Source organism: Pseudomonas capeferrum (assembly GCF_000731675.1).
Lineage (GTDB): Bacteria > Pseudomonadota > Gammaproteobacteria > Pseudomonadales > Pseudomonadaceae > Aquipseudomonas > Aquipseudomonas capeferrum.
The window spans coordinates 2,071,129-2,086,421 of record NZ_JMIT01000001.1; the positions used below are offsets into that span (position 1 = coordinate 2,071,129).

13 protein-coding genes are annotated in these 15,293 nt (G+C 62.8%); 5 read left to right on the forward strand and 8 right to left on the reverse strand.

Annotated features, from left to right (window positions below):
* Nucleotides 1–57: 57 nt before the first annotated feature.
* The 5 genes from prpF to PC358_RS09310 form a co-directional block, all read right to left on the reverse strand.
* Nucleotides 58–1,248: a 2-methylaconitate cis-trans isomerase PrpF gene (gene prpF, locus PC358_RS09290; protein ID WP_033699067.1), complete on the reverse strand. Its 1,191-nt coding sequence runs from the start codon at nucleotides 1,246–1,248 to the stop codon at nucleotides 58–60.
* Between the two features lie 59 nt (nucleotides 1,249–1,307).
* Nucleotides 1,308–3,896, reverse strand: a complete 2,589-nt coding sequence (gene acnD / locus PC358_RS09295) for a Fe/S-dependent 2-methylisocitrate dehydratase AcnD (RefSeq protein WP_033699068.1) — start codon at nucleotides 3,894–3,896, stop codon at nucleotides 1,308–1,310.
* Between the two features lie 77 nt (nucleotides 3,897–3,973).
* The gene (gene prpC, locus PC358_RS09300) at nucleotides 3,974–5,101 is read right to left on the reverse strand and encodes a bifunctional 2-methylcitrate synthase/citrate synthase (RefSeq protein WP_033699070.1); all 1,128 of its coding nucleotides are present in this window, start codon (nucleotides 5,099–5,101) and stop codon (nucleotides 3,974–3,976) included.
* A gap of 111 nt (nucleotides 5,102–5,212) precedes the next feature.
* Entirely contained in the window at nucleotides 5,213–6,103 is an 891-nt protein-coding gene (gene prpB / locus PC358_RS09305) for a methylisocitrate lyase (protein WP_033699071.1), read from the reverse strand.
* Nucleotides 6,100–6,816: a GntR family transcriptional regulator gene (locus tag PC358_RS09310; RefSeq protein ID WP_050506083.1), complete on the reverse strand. Its 717-nt coding sequence runs from the start codon at nucleotides 6,814–6,816 to the stop codon at nucleotides 6,100–6,102. Before PC358_RS09310 ends, prpB begins: the two co-directional genes overlap by 4 nt.
* Nucleotides 6,817–7,109: 293 nt before the next feature.
* Here PC358_RS09310 and rloA point away from each other — a divergent pair, with 293 nt between their 5' ends.
* The 5 genes from rloA to PC358_RS09335 all read left to right on the forward strand — a co-directional run bounded on the left by rloA (nucleotide 7,110) and on the right by PC358_RS09335 (nucleotide 12,507).
* Nucleotides 7,110–7,646, forward strand: coding sequence for a retropepsin-like aspartic peptidase RloA (gene rloA, locus PC358_RS09315; RefSeq protein WP_033699072.1), 537 nt, complete (start codon nucleotides 7,110–7,112; stop codon nucleotides 7,644–7,646).
* 5 nt (nucleotides 7,647–7,651) lie between these two features.
* Entirely contained in the window at nucleotides 7,652–9,187 is a 1,536-nt protein-coding gene (rloB, locus tag PC358_RS09320; RefSeq protein WP_033699073.1) for an osmotic stress tolerance membrane protein RloB, read from the forward strand.
* A complete protein-coding gene (locus tag PC358_RS09325; RefSeq protein ID WP_033699074.1) occupies nucleotides 9,187–10,167 on the forward strand; it encodes an alpha-L-glutamate ligase-like protein in 981 nt (326 codons plus the stop codon). Before rloB ends, PC358_RS09325 begins: the two co-directional genes overlap by 1 nt.
* 158 nt (nucleotides 10,168–10,325) lie before the next feature.
* Complete coding sequence (gene pabB / locus PC358_RS09330) at nucleotides 10,326–11,669, forward strand: aminodeoxychorismate synthase component I (RefSeq protein WP_033699075.1); 1,344 nt, start codon at nucleotides 10,326–10,328, stop codon at nucleotides 11,667–11,669.
* 103 nt (nucleotides 11,670–11,772) lie between these two features.
* On the forward strand, nucleotides 11,773–12,507 hold the full coding sequence (locus PC358_RS09335; RefSeq protein ID WP_033699077.1) for a phosphoadenylyl-sulfate reductase: 735 nt from the start codon (nucleotides 11,773–11,775) through the stop codon (nucleotides 12,505–12,507).
* 39 nt (nucleotides 12,508–12,546) lie between these two features.
* Here PC358_RS09335 and cysB read toward each other — a convergent pair whose 3' ends face one another.
* The 3 genes from cysB to PC358_RS09350 all read right to left on the reverse strand — a co-directional run bounded on the left by cysB (nucleotide 12,547) and on the right by PC358_RS09350 (nucleotide 15,199).
* Nucleotides 12,547–13,521 carry an HTH-type transcriptional regulator CysB gene (gene cysB / locus PC358_RS09340; protein WP_033699078.1) on the reverse strand — a complete coding sequence of 325 codons (975 nt, stop codon included), beginning with the start codon at nucleotides 13,519–13,521 and terminating at the stop codon, nucleotides 12,547–12,549.
* 128 nt (nucleotides 13,522–13,649) lie between these two features.
* Nucleotides 13,650–14,147 carry a universal stress protein gene (locus tag PC358_RS09345; RefSeq protein ID WP_033699079.1) on the reverse strand — a complete coding sequence of 166 codons (498 nt, stop codon included), beginning with the start codon at nucleotides 14,145–14,147 and terminating at the stop codon, nucleotides 13,650–13,652.
* Between the two features lie 104 nt (nucleotides 14,148–14,251).
* The gene (locus PC358_RS09350; RefSeq protein ID WP_033699081.1) at nucleotides 14,252–15,199 is read right to left on the reverse strand and encodes a putative 2-dehydropantoate 2-reductase; all 948 of its coding nucleotides are present in this window, start codon (nucleotides 15,197–15,199) and stop codon (nucleotides 14,252–14,254) included.
* Nucleotides 15,200–15,293: the final 94 nt, after the last annotated feature.

A 15,293-nucleotide genomic window follows, 5' to 3' on the forward strand; every position in this document is an offset into this window, starting at 1 on the left:
TTCAGAAGTACAGGGGCTGCTGTGCAGCCCCGCTTGAAGCCGAGCGCCAATGGTGCGTCAGAAGCTATCGCCGGGCACCCTCACCCAGCCTTCCATCAGCACGCGAGCACTGCGGCTCATGATTGCCTTGGTCACCGTCCACTCGCCCTTCACCTGACGCGCTTCGGCGCCCACCCGCAAGGTGCCCGAGGGGTGGCCGAAACGCACGGCACTGCGCTCACCCCCGCCTGCGGCGAGGTTGACCAGCGTGCCCGGAATGGCAGCAGCGGTACCGATGGCCACTGCGGCAGTGCCCATCATTGCGTGGTGCAGCTTGCCCATGGACAACGCACGCACCAGCAGGTCGATGTCAGCCGCCGCGACAACCTTGCCACTGGACGCAGTGTAGGTGGTCGGCGGGGCGACGAAGGCCACTTTCGGTGTGTGCTGACGCCCGGCCGCCTGGTCGACATGCTCAATCAGGCCCATGCGCACGGCGCCATAGGCGCGAAGGGTCTCGAACCGCAGCAGCGCTTGCGGATCGCCGTTGATCGCGTCCTGCAGCTCGGTACCGGTGTAGCCGATATCGCCCGCATTGATGAAGATGGTCGGGATCCCTGCATTGATCAGGGTCGCTTTGAAGGTACCAACACCGGGCACTTCCAGGTCGTCCACCAGATTGCCGGTGGGGAACATCGAGCCGCCGTCGCCGTCTTCATCAGCAGCCGGGTCGAGGAACTCCAACTGCACCTCGGCGGCCGGAAAGGTCACGCCATCAAGCTCGAAATCGCCCGTTTCCTGAACTTCACCTTCGGTAATCGGTACATGGGCAACAATGGTCTTGCCGATGTTGGCCTGCCAGATCCGCACGGTGGCCATGCCGTTGCGCGGCAGGCGCGACGGATCCACCAGGCCGCTGCTGATGGCGAACGAGCCGACAGCGGCAGACAGGTTGCCGCAGTTACCGCTCCAGTCGACGAAAGCCTTGTCGATGCTGACCTGGCCGAACAGGTAGTCGACATCGTGCTCGGGCTTGATGCTGCGCGAAAGGATCACCGTCTTGCTGGTGCTCGAAGTGGCGCCACCCATACCATCGATTTGCTTGCCATAAGGGTCGGGGCTGCCGATAACCCGCAACAGCAGCGCATCACGGGCTGGGCCCGGGACCTGCGCCTGCTCGGGCAGGTCTTGCAGGCGGAAGAATACGCCCTTGCTGGTGCCGCCACGGATGTAGGTGGCAGGGATCTTGATTTGTGCTGCATGTGCCATTGCTGTGCCGTCCTGTCTGAAATGCAATAACCCTTGGGGCCGCTGCGCGGCCCCAGCCGTCAAGCGGAGGCTTCGAGGAAGTCCTGGGCAAAGCGCTGCAGCACCCCACCCGCCTCGTAGATCGACACTTCCTCGGCAGTATCCAGGCGGCAAGTCACCGGCACCTCGACCCGCTCACCGTTGCGACGCGTCACCACCAGGGTCAGGGTCGCGCGTGGCGTGCGCTGACCCAGCACATCGTAGGTCTCGCTGCCATCGAGCGCCAAGGTATTGCGGTCGGTCCCCGGCTTGAACTCCAGCGGCAGCACGCCCATGCCCACCAGGTTGGTACGATGGATCCGCTCGAAGCCTTCGGCAACGATCGCCTCGACCCCGGCCAGGCGCACGCCCTTGGCCGCCCAGTCACGCGACGAACCCTGACCGTAGTCGGCACCAGCAACAATGATCAGCGGCTGCTTGCGCTCCATGTAGGTTTCGATCGCCTCCCACATGCGGGTCACCTTGCCTTCAGGCTCCAGACGCGTCAGCGAGCCTTGCTTCACGCTGCCATCTTCCTTGCGCACCATTTCGTTGAACAGCTTGGGGTTGGCGAAGGTGGCGCGCTGCGCAGTCAGGTGGTCGCCACGGTGAGTGGCGTAGGAGTTGAAGTCCTCTTCCGGCAGGCCCATCTTCGCCAGGTATTCACCCGCCGCACTGTCCAGCATGATGGCGTTGGACGGCGACAAGTGATCGGTGGTGATGTTGTCCGGCAGCACCGCCAACGGGCGCATGCCACGCAGGCTGCGCTCACCGGCCAGGGCACCTTCCCAGTACGGCGGACGGCGGATGTAGGTGCTCATCGGGCGCCACTCATACAGCGGCGCAACCTTCGGCCCGCGGTCCTCCTCGATGGCGAACATCGGGATGTAGACCTTGCGGAACTGCTCCGGCTTGACCGCCGCACGCACCACGGCATCGATCTCTTCATCGCTCGGCCAGATATCCTTGAGGCGGATTTCCTCGCCGTCCACCACCCCCAGCACGTCTTTTTCGATGTCGAAGCGGATAGTACCGGCGATGGCATAGGCCACCACGAGCGGCGGCGAGGCCAGGAAGGCCTGCTTGGCGTAAGGGTGGATGCGCCCGTCGAAGTTGCGGTTGCCCGACAGCACGGCAGTGGCATACAGGTCGCGGTCGACGATCTCCTGCTGAATCACCGGGTCCAATGCACCGGACATGCCGTTGCAGGTGGTGCAGGCGAAAGCGACGATGCCAAAGCCCATCTGCTCCAGCTCTTTCTCCAGCCCCGCTTCTTCCAGGTACAGCTGCACCGCCTTGGAGCCTGGCGCCAGCGAGGACTTGACCCAAGGTTTGCGCGCCAGGCCGAGCTTGTTGGCATTGCGTGCCAGAAGGCCTGCGGCTATCACGTTGCGCGGGTTGCTGGTGTTGGTGCAACTGGTGATGGCGGCGATGATGACCGCGCCGTCCGGCATTTGCCCCGGCACTTCCTCCCAGGCCCCGGCGATGCCCTTGGCCGCCAGCTCGCTGGTGGCAACGCGGGCGTGCGGGTTGGACGGGCCGGCCATGTTGCGCACCACGCTCGACAGGTCGAAGCTCAGGGTGCGCTCGTAGACGGCGCCGCCCAGGCTGTCGGCCCACAGGCCGGTGGCCTTGGCGTAGGTTTCTACCAGCTTGACCTGCTGATCCTCGCGACCGGTCAGCTTCAGGTAGTCGATGGTCTGCTGGTCGATGGCGAACATCGCTGCAGTGGCGCCATATTCCGGGGCCATGTTGGAGATGGTCGCACGGTCGCCCAGGGTCAGGGCACGGGCGCCCTCGCCGTGGAACTCCAGATAGGCACCGACGACTTTCTGTTTACGCAGGAATTCGGTCAGGGCCAGCACCAGGTCGGTGGCGGTGATGTTCGGCGCCAGCTTGCCGGTCAGCTCGACGCCGACGATTTCCGGCAGGCGCATCCACGAGGCACGGCCGAGCATCACGTTCTCGGCTTCCAGGCCGCCGACACCGATGGCGATCACGCCCAGGGCGTCGACATGCGGGGTGTGGCTGTCGGTGCCGACACAGGTGTCCGGGTAGGCCACGCCGCGGTCGCTGTGGATCACCGGCGACATCTTCTCCAGGTTGATCTGGTGCATGATGCCGTTGCCCGGCTGGATCACATCGACGTTCTTGAACGCCTTCTTGGTCCAGTTGATGAAATGGAAACGGTCTTCGTTGCGGCGGTCTTCGATGGCGCGGTTTTTCTCGAAAGCCTGCGGGTCGAAACCACCACACTCGACGGCCAAGGAGTGGTCGACGATCAGTTGCACCGGCACCACCGGGTTGACCTGAGCCGGGTCACCACCTTTGTCGGCAATGGCGTCACGCAGGCCGGCCAGGTCGACCAGGGCAGTCTGGCCGAGGATGTCGTGGCACACCACACGGGCCGGGAACCAGGGGAAGTCAAGATCGCGCTTGCGCTCGATCAACTGAGTCAGGGAGGCGTCGAGGGTGCTCGGGTCGCAGCGGCGCACCAGGTTTTCGGCGAGTACGCGGGAGGTGTACGGCAGGCCGTCGTAGGCGCCGGGCTTGATCGCCTCGACCGCCGCGCGGGCATCGAAGTAGTCCAGGTCGGTGCCTGGCAGATTCTTGCGGTATGCGGTGTTCATATAGTTATCAGGCTCGGTCACGGTAGTCGGTAGGTCTGGCCGGCGGGGCTGCGTTACAGCCCGCAACGGCCTTCAACTCAACGCTGTTCGATCGGCACGAACTGACGCTGTTCGACGCCGACATACTCGGCGCTCGGGCGGATGATGCGGTTGTTGGCACGCTGCTCGAAGACATGCGCCGCCCAGCCGGTCAGGCGCGAGCAAACGAAGATCGGGGTAAACAGCTTGGTCGGGATGCCCATGAAGTGGTACGCCGACGCGTGGTAGAAGTCAGCATTGGGGAACAGGCGTTTCTGCTCCCACATGGTCTTGTCGATGGCTTCGGAAACCGGGTACAGCACCTTGTCGCCGACCTCGTCGGCCAACTGCTTCGACCAGCCCTTGATCACCTCGTTGCGCGGGTCGGACTCTTTGTAGATGGCATGGCCGAAGCCCATGATCTTGTCCTTGCGCTCCAGCATCCTCAGCAGTTCGGCCGTCGCGTCCTGCGGGCTCTGGAAGCGCTCGATCAGCTCCATCGCCGCTTCGTTGGCACCGCCATGCAGTGGGCCGCGCAGCGAGCCAATGGCAGCGGTGATGCAGGAGTACAGGTCGGACAGGGTGGAAGCGCACACGCGCGCGGTGAAGGTCGATGCGTTGAACTCGTGCTCGGCGTAGAGGATCAGCGACACGTTCATCACTTTGACGTGCAATTCGCTGGGCTTCTTGCCGTGCAGCAGGTGCAGGAAATGCCCGCCCAGGGTGTCTTCATCGCTGGTGCAATCGATGCGCACGCCATGGTGGGTGAAGCGGTACCAGTAGCACATGACCGCCGGGAACAGCGCCAGCAGGCGGTCGGTCTTGTCGTGCTGAGCGTCGAAGGTCAGTTCCGGCTCCAGGGTACCCAGCAGCGAACAGCCAGTGCGCATCACGTCCATCGGGTGGGCGTCGCGCGGGATGCGCTCGAGCACTTCCTTGAGGGCTTGCGGCAGGTCACGCAGGCCCTTGAGCTTGTGCTTGTACTCGGCCAGCTCGGCGCTGCTTGGCAGTTCGCCGTACAACAGCAGATAGGCCACTTCCTCGAACTCGGCACCGGCCGCCAGGTCACGGACATCGTAGCCGCGGTAAGTCAGGCCGGCACCGGCCTGGCCAACGGTCGACAACGCGGTCTGGCCGGCCACCTGGCCACGCAGGCCTGCGCCACTGAGTACTTTTGCTTCGGCCATGGTGTTTCTCCTTTCTTGAATTTGTTATGGATTGCTTTCTGGCTAATTCGGCGTGCCTGGGCCGGCCTCTTCGCGGCTAAACCCGCTGCCAAAGGTGGCCGGCACCCTCACTTACCCTTTCTTCTGCGCAAACAACGCATCGAGGCTCTGCTCGAAGGCGTGATAACCAATGGCATCGTAGAGCTCCATGCGGGTTTGCATGGTATCGATCACGTTCTTCTGGGTGCCGTCGCGACGCAGCGCGGTGTACACATTTTCGGCCGCCTTGTTCATGGCCCGGAAGGCCGACAGCGGGTACAGCACCAGCGACACGTCGACCGACGCCAGCTCTTCGGTGGTGTACAGCGGCGTGGCACCGAATTCGGTGATGTTGGCCAGAATCGGCGCCTTCACACGGTCAGCGAAGGTCTTGTACATCGAAAGCTCGGTGATGGCCTCCGGAAAGATCATGTCGGCGCCCGCCTCGACGCAGGCAGCGGCGCGGTCCAGGGCAGCGTTCAGGCCTTCGACGGCCAGGGCGTCGGTACGCGCCATGATCACGAAGCTGTCATCGGTACGCGCATCGACGGCGGCCTTGATCCGGTCGACCATCTCCTGCTGGGTGACGATTTCCTTGTTCGGGCGATGGCCGCAGCGCTTGGCACCGACCTGGTCCTCGATATGGATGGCGGCAGCGCCGAACTTGCACATCGAACGCACCGTACGTGCCACGTTGAACGCCGAGGCGCCAAAACCGGTATCGACATCCACCAGCAGCGGCAGGTCGCAGACATCGGTGATGCGGCGCACGTCGGTGAGCACATCGTCCAGGCCACTGATACCCAGGTCCGGCAGGCCGAGCGAGCCGGCAGCAACACCGCCACCGGACAGGTAGATGGCCTTGAAACCGGCGCGCTTGGCCAGCAGGGCATGGTTGGCGTTGATCGCGCCGACCACCTGCAAGGGATGTTCGGCGGCAACCGCGTCGCGGAAACGTTGGCCGGGCGTGCTCTTCACAGTCATGAATCACCTCGTGGGCTGTTGTCGTTGGCGTCCAGGTAGTGACGCTCGATGTTGCGTTTGGACGCACCGATGTGGCGGCGCATCAGGAGTTCGGCCAGTTCACCGTCACGGTCGGCGATGGCATCGAGGATCCGGTGGTGCTCGGCAAACGCCTGGCGCGGCCGATTGGGCGTGGCGGAGAACTGGATGCGGTACATGCGCACCAGTTGGTACAGCTCGCCGCAGAGCATCTTGACCAGGGTCTGGTTGCCGCTGCCCTGGATGATCCGGTAATGGAAGTCGTAGTCGCCTTCCTGCTGGTAGTAGCCGACACCGGCCTGGAACGCCGCATCGCGTTCATGGGTGTCAAGCACCCGGCGCAGCTCGTCGATATCGGCCTGGCTCATGCGCTCGGCGGCCAGGCGGCAGGCCATGCCTTCGAGCGATTCGCGGATTTCGTACAGCTCGATCAGCTCGGCGTGGTTGAGCGACACCACCCGCGCCCCGACATGCGGCACGCGCACCAGCAGGCGCTGGCCTTCGAGCCGGTGGATGGCTTCGCGCAGCGGCCCGCGGCTGATGCCGTAGGTACGCGCCAGCTCCGGCTCGGAGATCTTGCTGCCCGGGGCGATCTCGCCCTTGACGATGGCCGCCTGGATTCGCCGAAAGACGTTTTCGGACAAGGTTTCCGTTTCGTCTGCCAACGCGGGACTGGAAGTAGAAAGGTCCAGCATATTGTCGACACCCTGATAATCACATGGCCAGAAATTAGCTAATTAAGCGCTATCAGTCAAAGACAAAATCAACATTGTCGACAATCGTCTAAGAACGAACTAACCCTGCCCAGCCGCTGTCAGATCGCGACGCGCTGGCGTCAAGACGTCGGCGTGATAGAATGCCGCGCCTCCGACGGAGTATGGATAGCGTGTCTGTCATCTATTCATGTTGTTGACAGATGAACGAGGAAGCTTGCGCAGTCGTTGCCAGTCGCCTTGCCCCGAACCCTGCACAGTACCGCGCCAGGACTATGAGACTTACACCCGTTTTATTGCTGCTATGCCTCACCCTGCTGCCGGCCATCGGCCAAGCGGCGGGCAAGACCGTGTACGGTCTCAACGAATACGCACAGTTGGGCGACCTTGACCTGGAAGTGGCCGCCAAGCTCGACACCGGCGCCAAGACCGCCTCGCTCAGTGCCCGAGACATCAAGCGCTTCAAGCGCAACGGCGAGAGCTGGGTACGCTTCTACCTGGCCATCGATGCCGCCCACTCGCACCCGATCGAGCGCCCCCTTGCGCGTGTCAGCAAGATCAAGCGACGAGCAGGCGACTACGATGCCGAATCGGGCAAGGCCTATACCGCGCGCCCGGTCATCGAACTCGAAATCTGCATGGGCCAGGCCCTGCGCACCATCGAAGTCAACCTCACCGACCGCAGCGCGTTCCAGTTCCCGCTGCTGATCGGCTCCGAGGCGCTCAAGCACTTCGACGCGCTGGTCGACCCAAGCCTTAAATACGCGGCCGGCAAACCTGCCTGTGCCACCGACGCTCCCAAAGCAGAGTAATCCCGATGCGCTCTCTTACCCTCCATCTGAAAGTCCTGATCACCGTGCTGGTGTTGCTGGGCGTGGCGGTCACGGCTTATCAGATCTTCTTCCTCGGCATCCCGGTGACCGAGGATGAAACCGACGATCTGTGGAACATCGACGCCAAGGTCGAGTTCGTGGCCAGCACCAAAGACCCGGTCAAGGTGCAGATGTTCGTGCCGCCGCTGAACCGCGACTACGTCAGCCTCAACGAGAGCTTCATCTCCAACAACTACGGGGTGAGCGTCAACCGTGCCGACGGCAACCGCAAGGTGACCTGGTCGGCACGCCGCGCCAGCGGCAACCAGACCCTCTACTATCGCCTGGTGCTGACCAAGCGCTACAGCAACGAGAAGACCACCGTCAAAGGCCCGACCTTCCGTGACAGCCTGGCTGTCGAAGGCCCCGAAAAAATCGCCGCCGAAGCCCTGATGGCGCCGATCCGCCAGCATTCGGCCGACGTCGAGACCTTCGTCAGCGAGACCATCAAGCGGGTCAACAATCTCAACGACGACAACGTCAAGCTGCTGCTGGCCGGCGACACCTCGGCCATGAAAAAAGCCCAGATCATCGACCTGCTGCTGTCCATTGCCCACGTGCCGATGGAAAAGGTCCACACCATCCGCCTGGTCGCCGACACCCCGCAGACCCCGGAGCTGTGGCTGCGCAGCTTCAACGGCAACGACTGGCTGTACTTCAACCCGGACACCGGCGAGCAGGGCCTGCCCAGCGACCGCCTGCTGTGGTGGACCGGTGACGACAACCTGATCAGCGTCGATGGCGGCAAGAAAGCCAACGTCACCTTCAGCATGAACAACAGCGAGATGAACGCCATCCGCCTGGCCAAGCTGACCGACGAGAACACCGACGCCGACTTCCTCGAATACTCGCTGTACAGCCTGCCGCTGCAGACCCAGCAGACCTTCATGATCATGGTGATGATCCCGATCGGCGTGCTGGTGATTCTGGTCCTGCGCAACCTGATCGGCCTGCAGACCCTGGGTACCTTCACCCCGGTACTGATCGCCCTGGCCTTCCGTGAAACCCAGTTGGGCTTCGGCATCGTGCTGTTCACGGTGATCACGGCACTGGGCCTGTCACTGCGCTCGTACCTCGAACACCTCAAGCTACAGATGCTGCCACGCCTGTCGGTGGTGCTGACCTTCGTGGTGGTGTTGATCGCCGCTATCAGCCTGTTCAGTCACAAGCTGGGCCTGGAGCGCGGGCTGTCGGTGGCGCTGTTCCCGATGGTGATTCTGACCATGACCATCGAACGTCTGTCGATCACCTGGGAAGAGCGCGGCGGCGGCCATGCCATGAAAGTGGCCATCGGCACCCTGTTCGCAGCCTCCGTGGCGCACCTGTTGATGATGGTGCCGGAGCTGGTGTACTTCGTCTTCACCTTCCCGGCGGTGCTGCTGATCCTGGTGGGCTTCATGCTGGCGATGGGCCGCTACCGCGGCTACCGCCTGACCGAGCTCGTTCGCTTCAAAGCGTTCCTGAAGAAGGCTGACGCCTGATGTTCGGACTGATCAAGACCTGGAAAGCCCTGGAGGCCCGGGGCATCATGGGTATCAACCGGCGCAACGCGGACTATGTCCTGAAGTACAACAAGCGCCACCTGTACCCGATCGTCGACGACAAGATCATCACCAAGGAGCGCGCACTCGCAGCGGGCATCCATGTGCCGGAAATGTACGGCGTCATCGAGACCGAGAAAGAGATCGAGAAGCTCGACCAGATCATTGGCGGGCGCAGTGATTTCGTCATCAAGCCGGCGCAAGGTGCCGGCGGTGACGGCATCCTGGTGATCGCCGATCGCTTCGAAGACCGTTACCGCACGGTGTCGGGCAAGATCATCAGCCACGAAGAGATCGAGCACCAGGTCTCGAGCATCCTGACCGGCCTGTATTCACTCGGCGGCCACCGTGACCGTGCGCTGATCGAATACCGGGTGACACCGGACCAGATCTTCAAGAGCATCAGCTACGAAGGCGTACCGGACATCCGCATCATCGTGCTGATGGGCTACCCGGTCATGGCCATGCTGCGCCTGCCGACCCGCCAGTCCGGCGGCAAGGCCAACCTGCACCAGGGCGCCATCGGCGTAGGTGTCGACCTGGCAACCGGCGTGACGCTGCGTGGCACCTGGCTGAACAACATCATCAGCAAGCACCCGGACACCACCAATGCGGTGGACGGCGTGCAGCTGCCCAACTGGGACGGCTTCATGAAGCTCGCAGCCGGCTGCTACGAGCTGTGCGGCCTGGGCTACATCGGTGTCGACATGGTGCTGGACCAGGAGAAGGGGCCGCTGATCCTGGAACTCAATGCCCGCCCGGGCTTGAACATTCAGATTGCCAACGACTGCGGGCTGACCCAGCGCACCCATGCCATCGAGGCGCACATTGAAGCACTGGCCAAGGATGGCCTGACCGAAGATGCCGAACAGCGTGTTCGCGTATCGCAAGGGCTGTTCGGGCACGTGCATCCGCACTGACAGCCTGCCGCTATCCAGACCTTCGCGGGTTCACCTGCGAAAGTCTGGATAGCGGCGCCGGCGCGCAATCGAACGGTTTAATGTCGCGCCCAGCGCTAGGCGCTTTTCCTACACAGGTCTACAATCGCCCCCTCGCTTTTACATCGCCGTCCACACTGATGCCGACCTGTACGCTCTACCCCCTGCCCTACCAGCCCGATCCCGCTGCCTATTTCGCCCGCCTGCGCCAGGCACCCGGCGCGATCCTGCTCGACAGTGCCCGCCCCGGCGCCAAACGCGGGCGCTATGACCTGTTGAGCGCCTGGCCCGTGCACTATCTGCAAGCGCAAGCAGACGAGGACGGCCGCGCGTTCCTCCAACGCCTGCGTGCAGGGCTGGCGCAACTCGGCCACGCCGAATTGCCCAATGGGGTGCAACTGCCGTTTGCCGGCGGCCTGATCGGCTACCTCAGCTACGACTTCGGCCGCCGCCTGGAGCAACTGCCCAGCCTCGCCGCAGACGACCTCAACCTGCCCGATGCCCAGCTGGGCCTATATGACTGGGCGCTGGTGACCGATCACCAGCTAGGCACCAGCCAACTGGTGTTCCACCCCCACCTTGCAGCTGACGAGCGCGAGCGCCTGATCACCCTGTTCCACGCAGCGGATGCCCCTGCGGCTGGCGAGTTCCACCTGCTCGCCGCCATGAAGGGCGATTTGCAACCCGCGCAATACGAGGCAGCGTTCAACCAGGTACAGCGGTATATCCAGGCCGGCGATTGCTACCAGATCAACCTGACACAACGTTTCCGCGCCCCCTGCGAAGGCGACCCGTGGCACGCCTATCAGGCGCTGCGCAAGGCGTGCCCAACGCCGTTCTCCGGCTACCAGCAACTGGCCGACGGCAGCGCACTGCTGAGCTTTTCCCCGGAACGCTTCATCCGCGTCAGCCAGGGGCTGGTCGAGACCCGCCCGATCAAAGGCACCCGCCCGCGCGCAAGCGACCCGGACGAAGACGCCCGCAATGCCGAAGAGCTGCTGCACAGCGCCAAGGACCGCTCGGAAAACCTGATGATCGTCGACCTGCTGCGCAACGACCTGGGCCGCACCTGCCAGATCGGTTCGGTCAAGGTGCCCGAGCTGTTCAGCCTGGAAAGCTACCCCAACGTGCATCACCTGGTCAGCAGCATCACCGGGCAACTGGCCAGCAACAAGGATGCCCTGGACCTGATCGGCGACAGCTTCCCGGGCGGCTCGATCACCGGCGCGCCCAAGATCCGTGCCATGCAGATCATCGACGAGCTGGAGCCTACCCGCCGAGCCCTGTATTGCGGCTCACTGCTGTACATCGACGTACGCGGCGAAATGGACAGTTCGATCGCCATTCGCAGCTTGCTGGTCAAGGATGGGCACGTGAGCTGTTGGGGAGGTGGCGCGGTGGTGGCAGATTCGAACTGGGAGGCGGAGTATGAAGAATCGATTGCCAAGGTACGGGTGCTGATGCAAACCCTGCAACAGCTCTGACCCGGCGCCACTAGCCTCTATGCCGGGCGTCTAACCCCGTATTTTTTGTTACCATCACCCTATTACGAGCGCACAGCGCCACAGCCAAGATGGAAACCGCCTGATGAGCCAACCCTTCGACGTCGCCGCCCTTGCCGCGACCTATGCCAACAAGTCCCCGCAGGACATCCTCAAGCTCGCCTTCGAACACTTCGGCGACGACTTGTGGATCTCTTTCAGCGGCGCCGAAGACGTGGTGCTGGTCGACATGGCCTGGAAGCTGAACAAGCAGGTCAAGGTGTTCAGCCTCGACACCGGCCGCCTGCACCCGGAAACCTACCGGTTCATCGACCAGGTCCGCGAGCAGTACAACCTGCCGATCGAACTGCTCAGCCCCGATCGCAGCAAGCTCGACCCGTTCGTCAAGGAAAAGGGCCTGTTCAGCTTCTACAAGGATGGCCATGGCGAGTGCTGCGGCATCCGCAAGATCGAGCCTTTGCGACGCAAACTGGCCACGGTAAGTGCCTGGGCCACCGGCCAACGCCGAGACCAGAGCCCGGGCACCCGCAGCCAGGTGGCGGCATTGGAAATCGACGGCGCCTTCTCGACCCCCGAGCGTACGCTGTACAAGTTCAACCCGCTGGCACAGATGAGCAGTGAGGAAGTCTGGGGCTACATTCGCATGCTCGAACTGCCTTACAACAGCCTGCACGAGCGCGGCTTCATCAGTATTGGCTGCGAGCCGTGCACACGCCCGGTGCTGCCGAACCAGCATGAGCGCGAAGGCCGCTGGTGGTGGGAAGAGTCGACCCAGAAGGAATGCGGGCTGCACGCTGGCAACCTGATCAGCAAGGCATAAATGAATGGGGCCGCTTTTGCGGCCCCTTACATTTCAGGATCAGTGCACCGGCAGCTCGACGCCGTCGAACAGCTCTTCGAGCTCCTGCTTGTTATGGCACTGAATGGCCTTGGCCATCACTTCACGGGTCAGGTGCGGGGCAAACTTCTCGATGAAGTCGCACATGAACCCACGCAGGAAGGTGCCACGGCGGAAGCCGATCTTGGTGATGCTGGCCTCGAACAACTCGCTGGCATCCAGGGCCACCAGGTCGCTGTCGAGCTTGGTGTCTACTGCCATCTTGGCGACGATACCGACACCCAACCCCAGGCGCACGTAAGTCTTGATCACGTCGGCATCCGCTGCGGTGAACACGACCTTCGGCGTCAGGCCGCGATGGTTGAAAGCCTCGTCCAGCTTCGAACGGCCAGTGAAGCCGAACACATAGGTAACGATAGGGTATTCGGCGACCGCTTCCAGGGTCAGCTTCGGCAGCTTGGTCAGCGGGTGCCCCTGTGGTACCACGACGCAGCGGTTCCACTTGTAGCACGGCATCATGATCAGGTCGCCGAACAGCTCCAGCGCCTCGGTGGCAATGGCGAAGTCGACAGTGCCATCAGCGGCCATCTCGGCAATCTGCATGGGCGAGCCCTGGTGCATGTGCAGGGCCACTTCCGGATACTGCTTGATGAAACTGCTGATCACCGGCGGCAGTGCATAGCGTGCCTGGGTGTGGGTGGTGGCGATGGACAGGGTGCCCTTCTTCTCGTTGGAGAATTCCTGGGCGATCTGCTTGATGCTCTCGACCTTGCGCAGGATCTCGCCAGCGGTATTGATGATGCGCTCACCGGCCGGGGTGACGCGGGTCAGGTGCTTGCCGCTGCGGGCAAAGACTTCAACACCCAGCTCATCCTCGAGCAGGCGGATCTGCTTGCTGATACCTGGCTGGGAGGTATACAGGCTCTGCGCCGTCGCGGAGACGTTGAGGTCGTGGTGCGCCACTTCCCAGATGTAGCGCAGTTGTTGAAGCTTCATAGGTTTCCCTCGGTTCAGCGGTGAGTCAGCGGCAGCAGGCAGCGACGATATATAACTATATTAGTGGTTCTGGAAATAAATCTAGAACTATTTTGTTACACGCGCCCCGTAAAAGCCTACAGCTAGCTTCACGTTTTCCTACGCCCCAAATGCTGTGCAAGCGGCACCATATATACCGGCACAGGCGACAGCTGAAGCAATCGCACCGCCGTTCGCCCAAGCGGTACATCAACCCCCGCACCTGCACTGTGGCTCCCAAAAATCAGCAGATCGACACTCAGGCGCTGGGCCTGGTCGAGGATCACCTGGGCAGGGTCACCCTGGCGCACACGCACCGCCTTGATGACAGCCAGGTCTGCCTCTTCACCCAGTTCATCGCGAAAGTTTTCCAGCACGCGCTGTTCGATATTGGCCATGACGGTGGTGACGCCCTGGCTGTGCAACTGGTCCAGCGTCTGTTCATCCAGGTAGCTTTGCAGGAGCGATTCGGCAAACTGCCCCATGGGTTCTACCGCGTGGATCACATACAGCTCTGCATTGAACGTCCGCGCCAGGGCCAGGGCGTGCTGCATGACAAAAGGGGCGTAGACACCGAGGTCGGTGGCGTACAGCATGGAGCGGATCATTCGACCTCCTCGACTGCCGCTGCGGCAGAGCAAGCTTCAGCTTAGCAGCGCGCCGCACGCACGCTTTGCCGTCCGGCGTGCTGCCGGCGCGGGCTGTGCAGGCTTCAGGGGTGCCGGCCAGCGTGGTCGATGAACGACAGTGCCTGGTAAAGCATCTGCATGCGCGGCAAGTTGCAACCTGCCGCTCGCGCCTGCGCCAACGGCTCGGCATAGATAGCCTGAAGTTCCAGCGGGCGCTGCTGCGCGTGGTCGTGGTACATGCTTGGCCAATAGTCGGGCATCCGCTCGGTGATCTGGAACAGATGCTCGGCATAGCCGTCGGGTAGCACGTGGCCGCAGGCAGCGGCACCCTGGACCACCTCGGCCATCAACGCCTGGACCAGCGCCCGGCTGTGCGGGTCGGCCATCAACGGTGTGGTGCTGGCGCCGAGCAACACCGAAAGCCCGTTATAAGGCACGTTCCACACCAGCTTTTGCCAACGCGCCTGGCTCAGGTTATCCATGGCCTGGGAATCGATGCCCGCCGCCTGGAACAACCCCGCCCCCTCCTTGACCAGCGCGGCACCGCCATCGCGGGCAGGCCCGCTGTGATAGCCAAGATTGACCGCCCCCAGCGCCTGATGGCGAATCACCCCAGGCGCCTGGCGGTTGACACAAATGAAACACAAGCCGCCGAGCAAGTGCATGTCATCGCGCAAGGCCGGACGCAACTGCGCCTCTACACCCAGGCCGTTCTGCAGCAATACCACCCGCGCATCGGGCGCGGCGGCCTGGACGATCCGCGGCGCCAACTGCTCGTTACTGGTGGCCTTGGCCCCCACCAACAGCCAGTCGCATTGCGGCATGTCGGCAGCGCTGACATAAGCCTGAACCTTCATCTGCAAGGTGCCATGCACTGCGCTTTCAAGCATCAGCCCCTGGTCGCGCACCACTTCATACTCACTGCGCAACAGGAAATGCACATCGAAACCGGCCCGTGCCAGCATCAACCCATAAAAGCCGCCGATAGCACCACTGCCGATGATGCCGATACGTGGTTTGCGCGGATGCATGCCAATCTCCAGGTAAATGTCAGTGCGCTTTTTTACACCGGTTGCTGCACCCTGGTCACCCCAATCGCGCCACACCACCGCCAGCGTGGGGAAA